The following is a 15,801-nucleotide window of genomic DNA, read 5'->3' on the forward strand; positions in this document are numbered from 1 at the left end:
ACCATGGCGGTCCCGAAAAAAGGAGACCACCATGTCCGATCACGTCTACAAGCTTCTGGAACTCACCGGCTCGTCCCCGACCAGCAGCGACGATGCAGTGCGCCGCGCGATCGCGAAGGCCAGCGAATCGGTGCGCAACATCCAGTGGTTCCAGGTCACCGAGACCCGCGGCCACGTGGTCGACGGCAAGGTCGGCCACTGGCAGGTGACGTTGAAGGTGGGCTTTACCCTCGAGGACTGAGCCTCCGACTCGCCCCGAAGCGGGGCGAAATCAATCCGGTGCCTGGATCACCCGGTCGAATTCCTCGTCGGCCGGCACGTTGTCGGCGTCGAGTTCGCTGGCGTCGGTGAGGTCGATGCCGGTTTCTTCCGACAGCTCGTCGGTGGCGCCGGTTTCGTCCGAATCGAATTCCTCTTCGTCCTCGGGCAAGACGTCATCGGTGTCGTCGATCTCGGGTTCGTCTGCGGCTTCTCCGGACCGCAGAGGGGGGTCGGCGCTGGTCATGATCGGACTCCTAGATTGCTGCTTTGCATGATGCGCTCCAGTAGGCGCGCCCCAGCCGAATCCACCTCATCGGCGAAGGGACAAGAAGCTTGTCAGAAAGCGCCGCGGGTGTCCATTCAATGCGTGTGGGCCGCTTCGTGGGCGGCGTCATGGCCTGCCCCCTCGTGGGCATGGTCGTGGTCGCCATGCGCCAGGCGGCTCACCAGCGTGACCAGCACGATGCCTGCCACCAGCCAGACGATCTGCAAGGCGGTCTGGCGCGCGGGAAGGCGTTTCTGCAGCTGCGGGATCAGGTCGGCCAGGGCCACGTACACGAAGCTGCTGGCCGCCAGCACCAGGAAATACGGCAGCCAGCCGTGCAGCCGGTCGACCAGCCACCAGCCGACCACGCCGCCGAGCGCCGTCATGGTGCCGGCCAGCGAGACCTTGACCAACGCCGCCCGCGGGTTGGCTGAACTCTGGCGCAGCACCACCAGGTCGCCGATATGGTGCGGCACCTCGTGCGCCAGCACCGCGATCGCCGCCACCATGCCCAGCCGCAGGTCGGCAATGAAGGCCGAGGCGATCAGGATGCCGTCGCCGAAGCAATGCACGCTGTCGCCGGTGAGCACGGCCCAGCCGCCGCCGCCGCGCGGCGCATGGTCGTGGCCGTGCGCATGGGCATGCGCATGGGCGTGGCCGTGGCCGTGGCCGTGGTCATGGCCCTGGTGATGCTCGTGGCCGTGGTGCCACAGCTCCGCCTTGTCGAGCAGGAAAAAGAAGACCAGCCCGAACAGCAGCACGCCGAACAGCACGCCGGGTTCGATCCGGCTCTCGAAGGCCTCGGGCAGCAGATGCATGAAGGCGGTCGCGAGCAAGGCGCCCGCGGCCAGGCTCAGCAGGTGCTGCGGATTGACCCCGCCGGAGCCGCTGCGCACGCCCACACGCAGCAGCAGCGCGGCGATCCAGACACTTCCGATGCCGGCGACCAGGGTCGCGGCGATGATGGCAAACAAATTCATGGCGGCTTCGCGCTTGGGAGGCAAAAACAAAAGCCGCCCATCGGACGGCTTCGGCGCTTCGATCTTATCAACCGTGTCAAGGGGGATGCCCCGGAACCCCGCGATAGGCGCGCGCCGCCAGCGCCGACGCCAGCACCTGCGCCGGGTCGAGCAAGGCCAGGTCCTCGGTCCCGGCCGCCCCCTGCAGCCCGAGCGGGATCTCGGTGCAGCCCATGACGATCGCGACCTGCCCGTGCCGCTGCGCCAGCTGCAGCGCCACCCGGCTGAAGCAGGAACGGGCCAGCGCCATGTCGCCGGCCTTCACGCCGTCATAGATGCCGCGCATGAGGAGGCGGCGCTCCTCGTCCCGCGGCAGGTGGCAGGCGATGCCGGCGTCGGCCATCGCCTGCGCGTAGAGACCGACCCGGTAGGTGCCTTCGGTCGCCATCAGCGCGGCGCCGCGCACGCCCTGCGCCGCCAGGTGGGCCGACACCTCCCGCGCCACGTGCAGCACCTCGACCTGCGGAAAGCGGGCCTGCAGCGTCCCGTGCCAGGCGTGCGCCGTGTTGCAGGCGATGGCCACCGCGCGGCTGCCCAGCGCGGCCAGCCGCCCCAGCGCCTGCAGCATCGGCTCGAGCGGCTGGTGGGCGCCGGACTCGCTCGACTCGAGCGCACCGCTGCGGTCGGGCACCGGCACCTGGGCCAGCCAGTGCTCCGGAAAGGCCTGGTCGCCGACCACCTGGCCGTGCGCGCGCAGCAGGCGGGCGCAGGCGTCGACGAACAGGCGCACGAAGTCCGCGCCGGCCGCCGGGCCCATGCCGCCGAGGATGCCGACCGTTTGCGGCGCGAGCATGCGATGCCGCCTCTCGGGTTCAGGTCGCGGGCTTGTCGTTCGGCGCCTGGATGTTCTCGCGCAGCTGCGGGCTCATCGGCAGGTTCAGCGGCACGCCCTTGGGCGGGATCGGCTGCAGGAACCACTTGGCGTACATCTTCTCGAACTCGCCGCTCTTCATGAGGTCGATGAAAGTGTCGTCCACCAGCTTCTTGAAGGCCGGGTCGTCCTTGGGCAGCATGCAGGCATAGGGCTCGACCTGCAGCGCGTCGCCGACGACCTCGAAGTCGGCCGGGCTCTTGGCATTGGCCATCAGGCCGAACAGCAGGATGTCGTCCATCGCGAAGGCGACCGCGCGGTCGCTCTCGACCAGCAGGAAGGCGTCGGCGTGGTCCTTGCCGAGCACCAGGTCCATGTCGAGGTTCTTCTCGGTGTTGTACTTGCGCATGACCAGGGCGTTGGTGGTGCCGGTGGTGCTGGCCACGGTCTTCTTCGCCAGGTCGGCGTAGTTCTTGATCTTCGAGGACTTCTTCACCAGCAGCCGGGTGCCGGTGTAGAAGTGGTTGATGGCGAAGCTGACGTCCTTGGCACGCGCCGTGTTGTTGGTGGTCGAGCCGCACTCCAGGTCGATGGTGCCGTTGCTGATCAGCGGAATCCGGTTCTGCGAGGTCACCGGCATCAGCGCCACCTCGAGCTTTGGCTTGTTGAGCTTCTTCTTGACCGCGTCGACCACCGCATTCGACAGCTCGACCGAGAAGCCGATCGGCTTCTCGCCGCCTGCGAGGTAGCTGAAGGGCACGGACGATTCGCGGTAGGCCAGGGTGATCTTGCCGCTCTCGGCGATCTTGGCCAGGGTGTCGGCGGCTTGGGCGCCGGTGGTGGCTGCGGCGAGCAGGACCGCGGCCATCGATGCGGAGAATTTCATGGAGCCCTTTCGGCTGATTGAAGGTAAGCGAGTGTAGGAATCATTCCTGCGCGGCTCACAATTCCTTTTCTGCGCCGGGGCATGACCAAAAGTTATGGGCTGGGCATGCCATGTGCTTTGGCTATGGGCTGCCGCGCTTTTGGCATTTCCCGGCGCGCCGGCGCGAACCTACAGTCGACCCTTCCGAAACAAGAGAGAGGAACGCGTCATGCACGTCTGCGTGCTCGGGGCCGGCATCGTCGGCCTGGCGACCGCCTGGCGGCTGAACCGCCAGGGTTTCCAGGTCAGCGTGATCGACCGTGCCGCGCCCGGCGCCGGAGCGAGCGGCGGCAATGGCGCGCAGCTGAGCTACTCGTACGTCCAGCCGCTGGCCGACCCGTCGATCTGGAAGCAGTTGCCCAAGCTGCTGCTGTCGCCCTCCTCGCCGCTCAAGCTGCGCCCGCAGCTCGACCCGCTGCAATGGCGCTGGGCCCTCGCCTTCCTGGCGGCCTGCAACGCCCGCACCTCGCACGAGAGCACCGCCAGCCTGCTGGCGCTCGCGGCGCGCAGCCGCGCCGCCTTCGAGGCCATGCGGGCCGACATCGCGCCCGACTGCGATTTCTCGGCCACCGGCAAGCTGGTGCTCTACGCCAGTGCTGCATCGCTGGCCGGCGCCCAGCGGCAGCTCGAACTGCAGCGGACCATGGGCAGCCAGCAGCGCCTGGTCACGGCCGACGAGTGCATCGCCATCGAGCCGGCGCTGGCCAGCTACCGGGCGCGGATCGCCGGCGCCGTCCACACGCCCAGCGAATGTGCGGCCGACTGCCTCAAGGTCTGCACGGAACTCCTGCGGGCGCTGCGCGCGCGCGGCGTGCGCTTCATGCTCGACACCGAGATCACCGGCTTCGATGCCCGCAACGGGCGGGTGGCCGCGGTGCACACCGCCGCCGGCGACGTCGAGGCCGATGCCTTCGTGATGGCGCTGGGCACGGCCTCGCACCGGCTCGGGCGCCAGCTCGGCGCCTACCTGCCGGTCTATCCGCTCAAGGGCTACAGCATCACGGTCGATGTCGATCCGGCGCCTGGCGCGGCGCCGCAGGTGAGCGTCACCGACAGCGTCCGAAAGGTGGTGTTCGCGCGCATCGGATCGCGCCTGCGGGTGGCCGGCATGGCCGAGCTGGTCGGCCACGACGCCAGCATCCCGGCCCAGCGCATCGAGGCGCTGGCCGAGGCCACGCGCGCCGTTTTCCCGCGCGCCGGCCGGCTCGAAGCACTGCAGCCCTGGACCGGCATGCGGCCGGCCACGCCGACCGGCGTGCCGATCGTCGGGCGGCTCGCGGGAGCTCCCTCGAACATGCTCTTCAACACCGGTCACGGGGCGTTGGGGTTCACGCTGGCGTTCGGCTCGGCCGAGCGGGTGGCCGAGGCGCTGGACTGACTTAGCCCCCGCGAGGTCGACTCCGTGCGATCATTTCATCCAGATCCTCGACGGGGACCCCATGATCTCGACCGACTGGAAGCGCCGCGCCAGGCTGTTCATCCAGCGCTTCTGGCAACCCACCTCCGCCTGCATGACCTGCATGCCGGGAAGCTGGAGCAATCTGATGAGCGCGGCGCATTGGGCGACCGCGCTGCAGACCGGCCTGGCGACCGGCATCCTGGCCGTGCTCCTGACCTTCACGCCGGCGGCCAGGCTCTACGGCAACCGGTACGGCAATGCGCTGGTCGTCGGCTGCCTGACCGCGCTGGGCGACGCCTACTCGCATGCCAATCACTACGGCATCCCCTACGCCGAGGCGCTCGTGACGGGGCTCATTTCAGGCCTGCTGACGCTGGCAGGCTCGTACCTGTTCGAAGACCGCGCGCGACGCCTGCGGGCGGCATGGGCGCGGATCTCGGGGCGCTGAGCGGACGCTCAGGCCGGCCGGCGCCAGCGGCCGGACTCGGGGCACACCACGGCCCGTTCACCGTTCAACAGCACCTGCTCCTGGTCGACCCCCAGGGCGGCGGCGGGATCGGTGTCGAAGTCCACCCGGAGGGTGCGTCCCACATGCACATCCTCGATCGACAGTTCCCACGTCAGGAACACCTGGGTGCAGTCCAGGCCGGGCGCGAAGTCGGCCGGGTCGAAGCCACTGCCTTGGCGCCGGATGACGGCATGCGGCTGGCCGGTGTCGAACACCACCGCCGTCCCGCGGGCCAGCGGGATTCGATGGCCCGCCACCGGAAAGTGCAGGTCCAGGCCCTTGTCCTCGCTCACGAAGAGATTGCAGAAGGCGGCCCCGCCGTAGTGCTCGCCGTCATGGTGGTACCGCGCGCCCCGGCAGGCCATCAGGGCGACCTCGCTGGCGGCCAGCACCTCGGACAGCCCGAGCGAGCGCGTCCAGTCGGCCATCGCCTGCACGCAGTGCCGCAAGTCCGGCCAGCGGGCACGCGCCCGCGCCAGCGGCAGGGGCTCGACGTCGCCGGGCTCGAGTTCCAGGCGCGCAGCGACCTCCCGCTCCCAATCGGCAACCAGGCGGGCGGGCGGCACGGGCAGGTCGAGCCGGCCCCACAGCACGACATCGCTCACGCTTCGGCTGCGCAGGGCGTCGCCGCTGTGGAACAAGGACGTCAGGCGGTCGGGCGGACGGCTCATCCCGGCCCCTTCATCTCCTCGATCGCCTCGCGCATGAAGCGGGTGATGCTGCGCACCGCGACCGAATCCGGCCGGCCGGCGAAGCGCAGCGCGCGGATCGGCACCGGGATGTGCGGCTCGAGCGTCAGCACGTCGACCTTGCCGCGATCGGCCGAATTCGCGGTGCAGCCGTCGACCAGCGCCACGCCCAGTCCATGGTGCGCCATCGCCAGCGCCGCGTGGTAGGTCTGCACCGTGACCACCGCCTGCTGGAAGCCCACGCCGGCCTGCCGGCAGGCCTGGCTCAGGCTGGTGCCCACCGGGTCGCGGCTGTCGAGGCCGATCACCGGCAGCTTGACCAGGTCGTGCAGGGCCACCGAGCCGTTGCGCAGCAGGGCCCGCGGCAGCATGCCCTTCGGGGCGATGCAGACCATGCGGCTGTCGGCCAGCGCCTCCTGGGTCAGCGAGGGATGCACCGCCGGGCTGAACGCGAAGCCGACATCGGCCTCCTGGAGCAGCAGCGCCGACATGATCTGCGGCGAATGCAGCGACTCGAGCGTCACCGCGATCGACGGATGCTGCTCGCGGAAGCGCTTCAAGGCCCGCGGCAGCACCTCGTAGCTCAAGGCCAGCACGCTCAGGACGCGGAGTTCGCCCGCATCGCTCGCCGTGCGCAGGTTGGCCGCCAGCCGCTGCACCTCGTCGAGCTGGGCGAACAGGCGCTCGATGTGCGGATAGAGGGCCAGCGCCTCGGTGGTGGCCGAGAGCCGGCCCTTGGCGCGCTGGAACAGCGGAAAGCCGAGCTGGATCTCGGCATGCTGCAAGGTGCGGCTGACCGCCGGCTGCGTGATGTTGATGAGCCGCGCCGCAGCGCTCACGCTGCCGGTGAGCATGATGGCGTTGAAGACCTCGATGTGGCGCAGGCGCATCAATCGCTCAGGGGGATGAGATCTTGTCGCGCGAGATGTCCATGATCAGCTGCGCCGACAGCGCCAGCCGCGGCTCGATCGAATCGATCAGCACGTACTCGGCGTCGGCCGAGTGGGCGCCGAAGCCCTGCAGGCCGAAGCGCTCGACCACCGCCGCCTTGGTTTTCAGGGCCGCGAAGGCCGCATCGGTGCCACCGCCGGCGACCTTGTCGTCGGCGCCCAGCTCGCGGCCCATGTCCTTGTAGATCTGCTGCGCATGCAGCGCCAGGGCCCGCGAGGCGTCGTTGGCCTCGAGCGGCGGCCGGCGGCGCTCGAACTTCAGCTCGACCTTGGCCTCGGGGACGAGCTGCTTCTTCACGCGCTCCTGCACCTGCTGCTCGATGCGGTCGTAGTCCGCGACCCTGAGCACCCGCACGTCGGCGCCCGCCGTGGCGCTGGCCGGGATCACGTTGCGGTTGCTGCCCGAGCGCGAGATGGTCCAGTTCATCTTGAGACCGGTCGCCGGGTCGGACAGGTCGCGCATCTGCAGGATCTGGTGCGACAGTTCGTACAGCGCATTCACGCCCAGCTCCGGCGCCGACCCCGCGTGCGAGGCCTTGCCGGTGACGTTCAGGGTGACCGAGGCGATGCCCGCGGTGGCCAGCGACAGCTTGTCGCCGTGGATGTAGGCACCTTCGTAGGACATCACGACGTCGTGCTCGCCACCCAGCTGCGTGATCAGCTTGCGCGCGCCGGGCGAGCTGATCTCCTCGTCGCCGTTGATCAGCACGGTCAGCGTGCCGTACTCCTTGAAGTCCATCGCCTTCAGCAGCGCCAGCGTGTGGGCGATCACGGCGATGCCCTGCTTGTCGTCGGCGATGCCCAGACCGTAGGCCTTGTCGCCTTCGATGCGGAAGGGCTGCTTGTTCAGCATGCCGATCTGGTAGACCGTGTCCATGTGCGCGATCAGCATGATCTTCTTGCTGCCGGTGCCCTTGAAGGTCGCGCGCACGACCTTGCCGATCTTCTCGGGCGTGTCCTCCATGCGGTAGGCGTCGGCCGAGGGATCGATCAGTTCGACCTGGCCGCCGAGCGCACGGAACTTGTCCGCGATCAGGTTGGCGATCTTGTCGAGCCCTTCGAGGTCGCGGCTGCCGGATTCGATCGAGACCAGCTGGTTCAAGGTCTGCAGCAGCGCCGGTTTTTCCTTGGCGGCCAGCGCGGCGATGCGTGCATCGGGGGCGGCGGACGCGCTGCCCATCCAGGCGGCGCAGACGGCGCAGAGCGCAAAGGTGGCGAGAGCGGAGCGTTTCATCGGGTTCATTTTTCTCTTGGGGATTCTCAATGTGCCTTGTCCCAGTTGGGTCCGATGCCGATTTCGGCCAGCAGCGGGACCTTGAGGTCGGCCACGCCGGCCATCAGGCGCGGTATTTCGGTGCGGACCCACTCGACCTCTTCCTCGGGCACTTCGAAGACCAGTTCGTCGTGCACCTGCATGATCATCTTCGTGCCGCGCTGCTCGGCATCGAGTACTTGCTGCACCTTGACCATGCTGAGCTTGATCAGGTCGGCCGCCGTGCCCTGCATCGGCGCATTGATCGCGGCGCGCTCGGCGCCGCCGCGGCGCGGGCCGTTGGGCGAGTTGATCTCGGGCAGGTAGAGCCGGCGGCCGAACACGGTCTCGACATAGCCCTTCTCCTTGGCCAGCGCCTTGGTCTCGTCCATGTAGACCTTCACACCAGGGTAGCGGGCGAAGTAGCGCTCGATGTAGGAGGCCGCGGCCTTGGTCTCGATGCCGAGGTTGCGCGCCAGCCCGAAGCTGCTCATGCCGTAGATCAGGCCGAAGTTGATCACCTTCGCATAGCGGCGCTGCTCGCTCGACACCTGGTCGACCGGGACGCCGAAGACTTCGCCCGCCGTTGCGCGATGGACGTCGATGCCCTCGGTGAAGGCCCGCAGCAGCGATTCGTCGCCGCTGATGTGGGCCATGATGCGCAGCTCGATCTGCGAGTAGTCGGAGCTCGCGATGACACGGCCCGCGGGCGCCACGAAGGCCTCGCGCACGCGCCGGCCCTCGGGCGTGCGGATCGGGATGTTCTGCAGGTTCGGGTCGTTGCTCGACAGCCGCCCGGTCACCGCCACCGCCTGCGCGTAGTGCGTGTGGACGCGGCCGCTGCGCGGATTGGCCAGCAGGCCCAGCTTGTCGGTGTAGGTGCCCTTCAGCTTGGACAAGCCGCGGTGCTCGAGGATCTTCGCCGGCAGCGGGAAATCCTCGGCCAGCTTCTCGAGCACTTCCTCGTCGGTGCTCGGTGCGCCGCTCGGCGTCTTCTTGATCACCGGCAGCCCGAGCTTGGTGAAGAAGACCTCGCCGATCTGCTTGGGCGACCCGAGGTTGAAAGGCTGGCCCGCGAGCGCGTAGGCCTCCTCCTCGAGCGCCATGATGCGCTTGCCGAGTTCGTTGCTCTGCGACGCCAGGGTCGGCGCGTCGATCAGCACGCCGTTGCGCTCGATCCGGTAGAGCGTCTCGCTGCTGGCCATCTCGAGCTCGTAGACGAAGCGCAGTTTCTCGTCGGCCTCGAGCTTCGGCCAGAGCACCCGGTGCACGTCGAGCGTCTGGTCGGAGTCCTCGCACGAATATTGGGCCGCCTTGTCGATCGACACCTGGCTGAACGAGATCTGGTGCGCGCCCTTGCCGCACAGGTCCTCGTAGTCGATGCCGCTGCGGCCCAGGTGCCGCTCGGCCAGGCTGGCCAGGCCGTGCGGCTTGTGCACTTCGAGCACATAGCTCTGCAGCATGGTGTCGTGGGCGTAGCCCTGCACCTCGATGCCATGGTTGGCGAACACGTGGCGGTCGTACTTGACGTGCTGGCCCAGCTTTTTCTTTGCGCCGTTCTCGAGCCAGGGCCTGAGCTTGGCGAGCACCTCGTCGCGCGGCAGCTGCGCCGGCGCATCGGGGTAGTTGTGGGCCACCGGGATGTAGGCCGCCGCGCCCGGCTCGACGCTGAAGCTCAGGCCGACGATCTCGGCGCGCATCTCGTCGAGCGAGGTGGTCTCGGTGTCGAGCGCGACCAGCTCGGCGGCCTCGATCTTGGCCAGCCAGGCGTCGAAGGCCTCCCAGGTCATGACCGTGTCGTAGACCAGGTTGCTGACCTTCTCGGCCGCCGCCTGGGCCGGGTCGCTGAACAGGTCGCCGTTCGCCTCCGGGCCGCCGCGCTTCTTGTTTTCCTCGATCAGCTCGGGCGGCACGGCGTGCGCCTCGAGCGACTTCACCAGGCTCTTGAAGCCGTACTGCTCGTAGAAATCCTTGAGCGCGTCGACCTGCTGCGGGCCGATCGCGATCGCGTCCAGCGCCGGCAGGCCGGCCACATGCTCGCCGAGCTCGCAGTCGGTGCGGATCGTGACCAGCCGGCGGCCCTGGGGCAGCCAGTCGAGGGCCCGGCGCAGGTTCTCGCCGGCCTGGCCCTTGACCTCGGCCGCGCGCGCGATCAGGGCGTCGAGCGAGCCGTATTCGAGCAGCCACTTGGCGGCGGTCTTGGGGCCGACCTTCGGCACGCCCGGCACGTTGTCGACGCTGTCGCCGACCAGCGTCTGATAGTCGATCATCAGGTTCGGCGGCACGCCGAATTCAGCCGTCACGCCGGCCACGTCGCGCTTCTTGCCGTTCATGGTGTCGATGATCGTGACGTGCTCGTCCACCAGCTGGCTCAGGTCCTTGTCGCCGCTGGAGACGATCACCTCGATGCCCTGGCGGGCGGCGGTGCGCGCCAGCGTGCCGATCACGTCGTCGGCCTCGACCTCGGGCACCGTCAGCACCGGCCAGCCGAGCATCCGCACCACGCGGTGGATCGGCTCGACCTGGCTGCGCAGGTCGTCCGGCATCGGCGAGCGGTTGGCCTTGTAGTCGGGATACCAGTCGTCCCGGAAGGTCTTTCCGGGCGCATCGAAGACGCAGGCCGCGTAGTCGGCCCGCACCTCGCGCCGCAGCGCCTGCATCATGTTGATCATTCCTCGAATGGCCCCGGTGGCGGGGCTGCCGTTGTCGCCCGGAACGGCGCGCAGATCGGGCATCGCGTGGAAGGCACGATAGAGGTAGCTCGATCCGTCCACGAGCAGCAGCGTTTTCTTGTCGGTCATCGGGCCATTTTGCCGTGCCGCGCGGCCGCCCCCGGAAGGTCGAAAAGATCGGACCTCTTGGCTATCTCCGGACCGGACCCGGACCTACAATCTCTTCCATGTCTTCTTCCATGCCCCTGGTCCGCCTGGCACTGCTCGCGCTGGCCTGCGCCGCGCCCGCCGCCGTCGTCTTTGCGCAAAACCCGCAGCCTGCGGCTCCGGCGCCCGCCCAGGCGCAGCCGGACCCGGACAAGGCCGCCGGCCGCCAGAACCAGACGATCGAGCGCATCCACGTCGAAGACAGCGGCGCCACCATCGACGAGCTCCGCGTCGGCGGCCAGACCCAGGACATCAAGGTCAAGCCCAAGAACAACGCCCCGCCCTACCAGGTCCTGCCCAACACCGAAGAGCGCAGCCGCAGCCAGGGCCAGTCCGACTCCAGCGCGGGCGAAGGCGGCTCGCGGGTCTGGTGGAACGTCTTCAAGTTCTGAGCGCGCAGTGGCGGTTTTCACGGAAGTCGGATTCGACGAAGCAGACGCGCTCGTCCGGCGCCTCGGCCTGGGCGCCCTGACCGCCCTCAAGGGCATCGAGGGCGGCATCGAGAACACCAACTACTTCGCCAGCACCGAATCCGGCGAATATGTCCTGACCCTGTTCGAGCGCCTGGGCGCCGAGCAGCTCCCCTACTACCTCTGCCTGATGAAGCACCTGGCGGCGCGCGGCATCCCGGTGCCCGAGCCGGTGGCCGACCCGGCCGTGGCGCCGCCCCAGGGCCACCCGCTGTCGATCCCGGCCAACGCCCCCTGCGAGCTGCTGCACACGGTGGCGGGCAAGCCGGCGGCGGTGGTCCAGCGCCTGAACGGCAAGAGCGAACTGGCCCCCTCGGCCGCCCATTGCGCCGAACTCGGCCGGCTGCTCGCCCGCATGCACCTGGCGGCCCGCGACTACCCCCGCATCCAGCCCAACCTGCGTGGCCTGGCTTGGTGGAACGACACCATGCCGGTGGTGCTGCCCCACCTGGACGCCGCCCAGGCCGCGCTGCTGCGCAGCGAGCTGGCCTACCAGAATCACGTGGCCGAGTCCTCGGCCTATGCGGCGCTGCCGCGCGGGCCGGTGCATGCCGACCTGTTCCGCGACAACGCGATGTTCGACACCCACGCCAGCGCCGACGCGCCACGCCTCACCGGGGTGTTCGATTTCTATTTCGCCGGCGCCGACAGCTGGCTGTTCGACCTCGCCGTCTGCCTGAACGACTGGGCGATCGACCTGGCCAGCGGCCGCCACGATGCGGCCCGGGCCGATGCCCTGCTGGCCGCCTACGGCACCGTGCGGCCGCTGACGGCGCCCGAGCGGGCATTGCTGCCGGCGATGCTGCGGGCCGCGGCGCTGCGCTTCTGGATCTCGCGCCTCTGGGACTTCCACCTGCCGCGCGAGGCCACCATGCTCAAGGCCCACGACCCCACCCACTTCGAGCGCGTGCTGCGGCAGCGCGCCCACGCCACCTTCGAATTCGCGACCGGCGCCGACGCGCTGGCCGCCTGACCGGACCCGATGAAACTCAATCTCGTGCCGGCCCGTACCGGCGTGCTGTGGGTCCGTAGCGGGCTCAAGGCCTTCGCCCGGCAACCGCTGGCCTTCATCTCGCTGTTCTTCTTCTTCATGGCGCTGGTCTCGATCGCCTCGCAGCTGCCACTGGTCGGCGCCGCGATCGCGCTGATGCTGCTGCCGACGATGACGCTCGGGCTCATGGCCGCGGCACAGCAGGCCGCCGGGCCCGAAAAGCCGGCGGCCGGCACCGTGTTCCTGGCCGCCCTGAACGCGATTCGCGCCGACGTGCGGCCGATGGCGGTGCTCGGGGCCCTGTATGCCGGCCTGTTCCTCGGGGTCATGGCGATCTCGGCCCTGGCCGACGGCGGCCAGTTCGCCCGCGTCTACCTGCTCGGCGGCCCGCTCACCCGCGAGCTGGCGGAATCGACCGAATTCCAGGTTGCACTGTGGATCGCCATGGGGCTGTACCTGCCGCTCTCGCTGGCTTTCTGGCACGCACCGGCGCTGGTCCACTGGCACCGCGTGCCGCCGGCCAAGAGCCTGTTCTTCAGTTTCGTGGCCTGCTTCAAGAACTTCGGCGCCCTCACCGTGTTCGGCCTGGCCTGGGTCGGCGTCTTCATCGGCGCCGGCATCGTGCTGAGCCTGCTCGCCAGCCTGCTGGTGGCGGTGGGCGCGATGGGTGCCGGCGACGGTGCCGCCGCGATCGGCGGCGCCATGATGATCGCCGGCGCGCTGGTGATGGCGGCGATGTTCTTCACCAGCACCTGGTTCACCTTCCGCGACTCGTTCCAGGAGTAGCCAGGCTCGGCCCCGTGCCGGGCTGCGCCGGCCGGGGGCCGGGTCAAGGTCAGACGGGCGTGAGCTTGGCGACCGAGAGCGCCAGCCACTTGATGCCGTGGCGCGGGAAATTGATCTGCGCGCGGGCGTCGTCGCCGGTGCCTTCGAGCGCAGTCACCGTGCCCTCGCCGAACTTGTTGTGGAACACCTGCATGCCCGAGCGCAGCCCGTGCGACGGCGCGGCCTTCTGCGGCGGCACCGGCGGGCTGGCGAACGAATCCTTGCTGAAGCCGCCGGCGCCGCCGCGGGTCGTGGCATAGCCGCCGCCATAGCCGAAGGCCGAAGGCGCGAAGCCCTGGTTCTTGGGCGTCAGCCACTTGAGCGCGCCTTCGGGCAGTTCGTCGAAGAAGCGGCTCTTCAGGTTGTAGCGGGTCTGGCCGTGCAGCATCCGGGTCTGCGAGTGGCTCATGTAGAGCCGCTGGCGTGCGCGCGTGATGGCCACGTACATCAGCCGCCGTTCTTCCTCGAGGCTCTCGTTGTCGCTCATCGAGTTCTCGTGCGGGAACAGGCCCTCTTCCATGCCGGTGATGAAGACGCAGTCGAACTCGAGGCCCTTGGCCGCGTGGACGGTCATGAGCTGCACCGCGTCCTGGCCGGCCTGGGCCTGGTTGTCGCCCGATTCCAGCGCCGCATGGGTCAGGAAGGCGGCCAGCGGGCTCAGGGTCTCGCCGGTTTCGGCGTCGGGCGCCAGCGGCTCGTCGAGCAAGGGCCGGTTCGGGTCCAGCCCCTGGCTGGCCGGCGACTGGCGCAGCTCGTCGACCGGCAGCGCCACCGCGTCGCGGCCGAAGCCCTCCTGGGTGACGAAGCTCTCGGCCGCGTTCACCAGTTCTTCCAGATTCTCGATCCGGTCGGCGCCTTCGCGGTCGGCCTTGTAGTGCTCGATCAGGCCGCTGTGGTCGAGCACCAGCTCGATGATCTCGCGCAGCGACAGGCCCTGCGTCTGCTCGCGCAGCACGTCGATCCTCGCCACGAAGGCAGTCAGGTTGCTGCCGGCCTTGCCGCCGACAGCGCTCACCGCGTCGTGCATCGACCGTCCGGCTGCGCGGGCCGCGTCCTGCAGTTGCTCGATGCTGCGGGCGCCGATGCCGCGCGGCGGGAAATTGACGATCCGCAGGAAGCTGGTGTCGTCGTCCTTGTTCTCCAGCAGCCGCAGGTAGGCCAGCGCGTGCTTGATTTCGGCCCGCTCGAAGAAGCGCAGCCCGCCATACACGCGGTACGGCACCGCGGCATTGAAGAGCGCCGTCTCGATCACCCGGCTCTGCGCATTGCTGCGGTAGAGCACGGCCATTTCCTTGCGATCGATGCCGTCGCGCACCAGCTGGCGCATCTCCTCGACCATCCATTGCGCCTCGGCGAAATCACTGGTCGCCTCGTAGACCCGCACCGGCTCGCCGGGGCCCTGGTCGGTGCGCAGGTTCTTGCCCAGCCGCTTGGTGTTGTGGCTGATCAGCGCATTGGCCGAATCGAGGATGTTGCTGTAGCTGCGGTAGTTCTGCTCGAGCTTGATCTGGTGCGAGACGTCGAATTCGCGCACGAAGTCGGCCATGTTGCCCACGCGCGCCCCACGGAAGGCATAGATGCTCTGGTCGTCGTCGCCGACCGCGATCACGCTGTTGTCGTTCGGCGTGAAGCGGCCCTCGGCCGTGGTGCCCGAGAGCATCTTGATCCAGGCGTACTGCAGCCGGTTGGTGTCCTGGAACTCGTCGATCAGGATGTGGCGGAAGCGCCGCTGGTAGTGCTCGCGGACCGGGTCGTTGTCGCGCAGCAGCTCGTAGCTGCGCAGCATCAGTTCGCCGAAGTCGACCACGCCCTCGCGCTGGCACTGTTCTTCGTAGAGCTGGTACAGCTCGACCTTCTTGCGGTCGTCGTCGCTGCGGGCCTCGACGTCGCGCGGACGCAGGCCGTCTTCCTTGGCGCCGGCAATGAACCATTGCGTCTGCTTGGCCGGAAAACGTTCGTCGTCGACGTTGAACTGCTTCATCAGCCTCTTGATGGCCGAGAGCTGGTCCTGGGTGTCGAGGATCTGGAAGGTCGACGGCAGGTTGGCGAGCTTCCAGTGGGCGCGCAGGAAACGGTTGCACAGGCCGTGGAAGGTGCCGATCCACATGCCGCGCACATTGACCGGCAGCATCGCGCCCAGCCGGGTCATCATTTCCTTGGCGGCCTTGTTGGTGAAGGTGACGGCCAGGATGCCGCCCGGCGACACCTGCCCGGTCTGCATCAGCCAGGCGATGCGGGTGGTCAGCACCCGGGTCTTGCCGGAACCGGCGCCCGCCAGGATCAGGGCGTTGCCGGCCGGCAACGTGACGGCGGCACGCTGCTCCGGGTTGAGGTTGTGGAGCAGCGGCGAATCTGCGGCGGCCGCGAGGTCGGTGAACATCCGTCGATTGTAGAAAGCCCTGCGTATCGGGGTTATACGAAGTTGCCCAAGCCCCCGACGCGGGCAAGCGTGTAAAATCAGTCACCGGGCCCAAGTTTCTTGCGCCCGGTTTTTTGTGCCCGTTTCACGCTGCGTCCCGCAGTGCAGACAGCTCGAAAACCGGCCGGACCAAGCGCT

At 68.7% G+C, this 15,801-nt stretch carries 15 protein-coding genes; 6 read left to right on the forward strand and 9 right to left on the reverse strand.

The window, feature by feature from the left end; translation table 11 throughout:
* Positions 1 to 31: 31 nt before the first annotated feature.
* Entirely contained in the window at positions 32 to 241 is a 210-nt protein-coding gene (locus AC1DF3_RS08575) for a dodecin (RefSeq protein ID WP_286369278.1), read from the forward strand.
* Between the two features lie 30 nt (positions 242 to 271).
* Here AC1DF3_RS08575 and AC1DF3_RS08580 read toward each other — a convergent pair whose 3' ends face one another.
* The 4 genes from AC1DF3_RS08580 to AC1DF3_RS08595 all read right to left on the reverse strand — a co-directional run bounded on the left by AC1DF3_RS08580 (position 272) and on the right by AC1DF3_RS08595 (position 3,242).
* Entirely contained in the window at positions 272 to 505 is a 234-nt protein-coding gene (locus AC1DF3_RS08580; protein WP_286526398.1) for a hypothetical protein, read from the reverse strand.
* 116 nt (positions 506 to 621) lie between these two features.
* Complete coding sequence (locus AC1DF3_RS08585) at positions 622 to 1,506, reverse strand: ZIP family metal transporter (protein WP_478139348.1); 885 nt, start codon at positions 1,504 to 1,506, stop codon at positions 622 to 624.
* A 76-nt stretch (positions 1,507 to 1,582) separates the two neighbouring features.
* Positions 1,583 to 2,338 carry an aspartate/glutamate racemase family protein gene (locus AC1DF3_RS08590; protein ID WP_478139349.1) on the reverse strand — a complete coding sequence of 252 codons (756 nt, stop codon included), beginning with the start codon at positions 2,336 to 2,338 and terminating at the stop codon, positions 1,583 to 1,585.
* A 19-nt stretch (positions 2,339 to 2,357) separates the two neighbouring features.
* Positions 2,358 to 3,242 carry a transporter substrate-binding domain-containing protein gene (locus tag AC1DF3_RS08595; protein ID WP_478139350.1) on the reverse strand — a complete coding sequence of 295 codons (885 nt, stop codon included), beginning with the start codon at positions 3,240 to 3,242 and terminating at the stop codon, positions 2,358 to 2,360.
* A gap of 208 nt (positions 3,243 to 3,450) precedes the next feature.
* On the opposite strand from AC1DF3_RS08595, the gene AC1DF3_RS08600 reads away from it, so the two are divergent.
* Together AC1DF3_RS08600 and AC1DF3_RS08605 are read left to right on the forward strand one after the other, a co-directional pair.
* Positions 3,451 to 4,659, forward strand: a complete 1,209-nt coding sequence (locus AC1DF3_RS08600) for a D-amino acid dehydrogenase (protein WP_478139351.1) — start codon at positions 3,451 to 3,453, stop codon at positions 4,657 to 4,659.
* A 64-nt stretch (positions 4,660 to 4,723) separates the two neighbouring features.
* Entirely contained in the window at positions 4,724 to 5,128 is a 405-nt protein-coding gene (locus AC1DF3_RS08605; protein WP_478139413.1) for a hypothetical protein, read from the forward strand.
* An 8-nt stretch (positions 5,129 to 5,136) separates the two neighbouring features.
* On the opposite strand, the gene AC1DF3_RS08610 is transcribed toward AC1DF3_RS08605, so the two are convergent.
* From AC1DF3_RS08610 to polA, 4 genes are read right to left on the reverse strand one after another with little or no spacing between them, the layout of a single operon-like run.
* Complete coding sequence (locus AC1DF3_RS08610) at positions 5,137 to 5,859, reverse strand: hypothetical protein (protein WP_478139352.1); 723 nt, start codon at positions 5,857 to 5,859, stop codon at positions 5,137 to 5,139.
* Positions 5,856 to 6,767, reverse strand: a complete 912-nt coding sequence (locus tag AC1DF3_RS08615) for a LysR family transcriptional regulator (protein WP_286526405.1) — start codon at positions 6,765 to 6,767, stop codon at positions 5,856 to 5,858. Before AC1DF3_RS08615 ends, AC1DF3_RS08610 begins: the two co-directional genes overlap by 4 nt.
* Positions 6,768 to 6,774: 7 nt before the next feature.
* Positions 6,775 to 8,070 carry a M20/M25/M40 family metallo-hydrolase gene (locus AC1DF3_RS08620; protein ID WP_478139353.1) on the reverse strand — a complete coding sequence of 432 codons (1,296 nt, stop codon included), beginning with the start codon at positions 8,068 to 8,070 and terminating at the stop codon, positions 6,775 to 6,777.
* A 17-nt stretch (positions 8,071 to 8,087) separates the two neighbouring features.
* A complete protein-coding gene (gene polA / locus AC1DF3_RS08625) occupies positions 8,088 to 10,880 on the reverse strand; it encodes a DNA polymerase I (protein ID WP_478139354.1) in 2,793 nt (930 codons plus the stop codon).
* 98 nt (positions 10,881 to 10,978) lie between these two features.
* On the opposite strand from polA, the gene AC1DF3_RS08630 reads away from it, so the two are divergent.
* From AC1DF3_RS08630 to AC1DF3_RS08640, 3 genes are read left to right on the forward strand one after another with little or no spacing between them, the layout of a single operon-like run.
* Positions 10,979 to 11,350, forward strand: a complete 372-nt coding sequence (locus AC1DF3_RS08630; protein ID WP_286535492.1) for a hypothetical protein — start codon at positions 10,979 to 10,981, stop codon at positions 11,348 to 11,350.
* 7 nt (positions 11,351 to 11,357) lie between these two features.
* Positions 11,358 to 12,401, forward strand: a complete 1,044-nt coding sequence (locus AC1DF3_RS08635; RefSeq protein WP_286535491.1) for a homoserine kinase — start codon at positions 11,358 to 11,360, stop codon at positions 12,399 to 12,401.
* A gap of 9 nt (positions 12,402 to 12,410) precedes the next feature.
* Complete coding sequence (locus tag AC1DF3_RS08640) at positions 12,411 to 13,205, forward strand: BPSS1780 family membrane protein (protein ID WP_478139355.1); 795 nt, start codon at positions 12,411 to 12,413, stop codon at positions 13,203 to 13,205.
* Positions 13,206 to 13,254: 49 nt separating this feature from the next.
* Here the strand turns inward: AC1DF3_RS08640 and AC1DF3_RS08645 are convergent, their stop codons facing one another.
* The gene (locus AC1DF3_RS08645; RefSeq protein WP_478139356.1) at positions 13,255 to 15,624 is read right to left on the reverse strand and encodes a UvrD-helicase domain-containing protein; all 2,370 of its coding nucleotides are present in this window, start codon (positions 15,622 to 15,624) and stop codon (positions 13,255 to 13,257) included.
* Between the last annotated feature and the right edge of the window lie 177 nt (positions 15,625 to 15,801).

The sequence above is a fragment of the Variovorax sp. 10N432 genome (genome assembly GCF_056394465.1).

Excerpts from the sequence above, each read along its gene's own strand:
- AC1DF3_RS08575 (WP_286369278.1), top strand. The coding sequence starts at position 32 with ATGTCCGATCACGTCTACAAGCTTCTGGAACTCACCGGCTCGTCCCCG.
- AC1DF3_RS08580 (WP_286526398.1), bottom strand. The coding sequence starts at position 505 with ATGACCAGCGCCGACCCCCCTCTGCGGTCCGGAGAAGCCGCAGACGAA.
- AC1DF3_RS08585 (WP_478139348.1), bottom strand. The coding sequence starts at position 1,506 with ATGAATTTGTTTGCCATCATCGCCGCGACCCTGGTCGCCGGCATCGGA.
- AC1DF3_RS08590 (WP_478139349.1), bottom strand. The coding sequence starts at position 2,338 with ATGCTCGCGCCGCAAACGGTCGGCATCCTCGGCGGCATGGGCCCGGCG.
- AC1DF3_RS08595 (WP_478139350.1), bottom strand. The coding sequence starts at position 3,242 with ATGAAATTCTCCGCATCGATGGCCGCGGTCCTGCTCGCCGCAGCCACC.
- AC1DF3_RS08600 (WP_478139351.1), top strand. The coding sequence starts at position 3,451 with ATGCACGTCTGCGTGCTCGGGGCCGGCATCGTCGGCCTGGCGACCGCC.
- AC1DF3_RS08610 (WP_478139352.1), bottom strand. The coding sequence starts at position 5,859 with ATGAGCCGTCCGCCCGACCGCCTGACGTCCTTGTTCCACAGCGGCGAC.
- AC1DF3_RS08615 (WP_286526405.1), bottom strand. The coding sequence starts at position 6,767 with ATGCGCCTGCGCCACATCGAGGTCTTCAACGCCATCATGCTCACCGGC.
- AC1DF3_RS08620 (WP_478139353.1), bottom strand. The coding sequence starts at position 8,070 with ATGAACCCGATGAAACGCTCCGCTCTCGCCACCTTTGCGCTCTGCGCC.
- polA (WP_478139354.1), bottom strand. The coding sequence starts at position 10,880 with ATGACCGACAAGAAAACGCTGCTGCTCGTGGACGGATCGAGCTACCTC.
- AC1DF3_RS08630 (WP_286535492.1), top strand. The coding sequence starts at position 10,979 with ATGTCTTCTTCCATGCCCCTGGTCCGCCTGGCACTGCTCGCGCTGGCC.
- AC1DF3_RS08640 (WP_478139355.1), top strand. The coding sequence starts at position 12,411 with ATGAAACTCAATCTCGTGCCGGCCCGTACCGGCGTGCTGTGGGTCCGT.
- AC1DF3_RS08645 (WP_478139356.1), bottom strand. The coding sequence starts at position 15,624 with ATGTTCACCGACCTCGCGGCCGCCGCAGATTCGCCGCTGCTCCACAAC.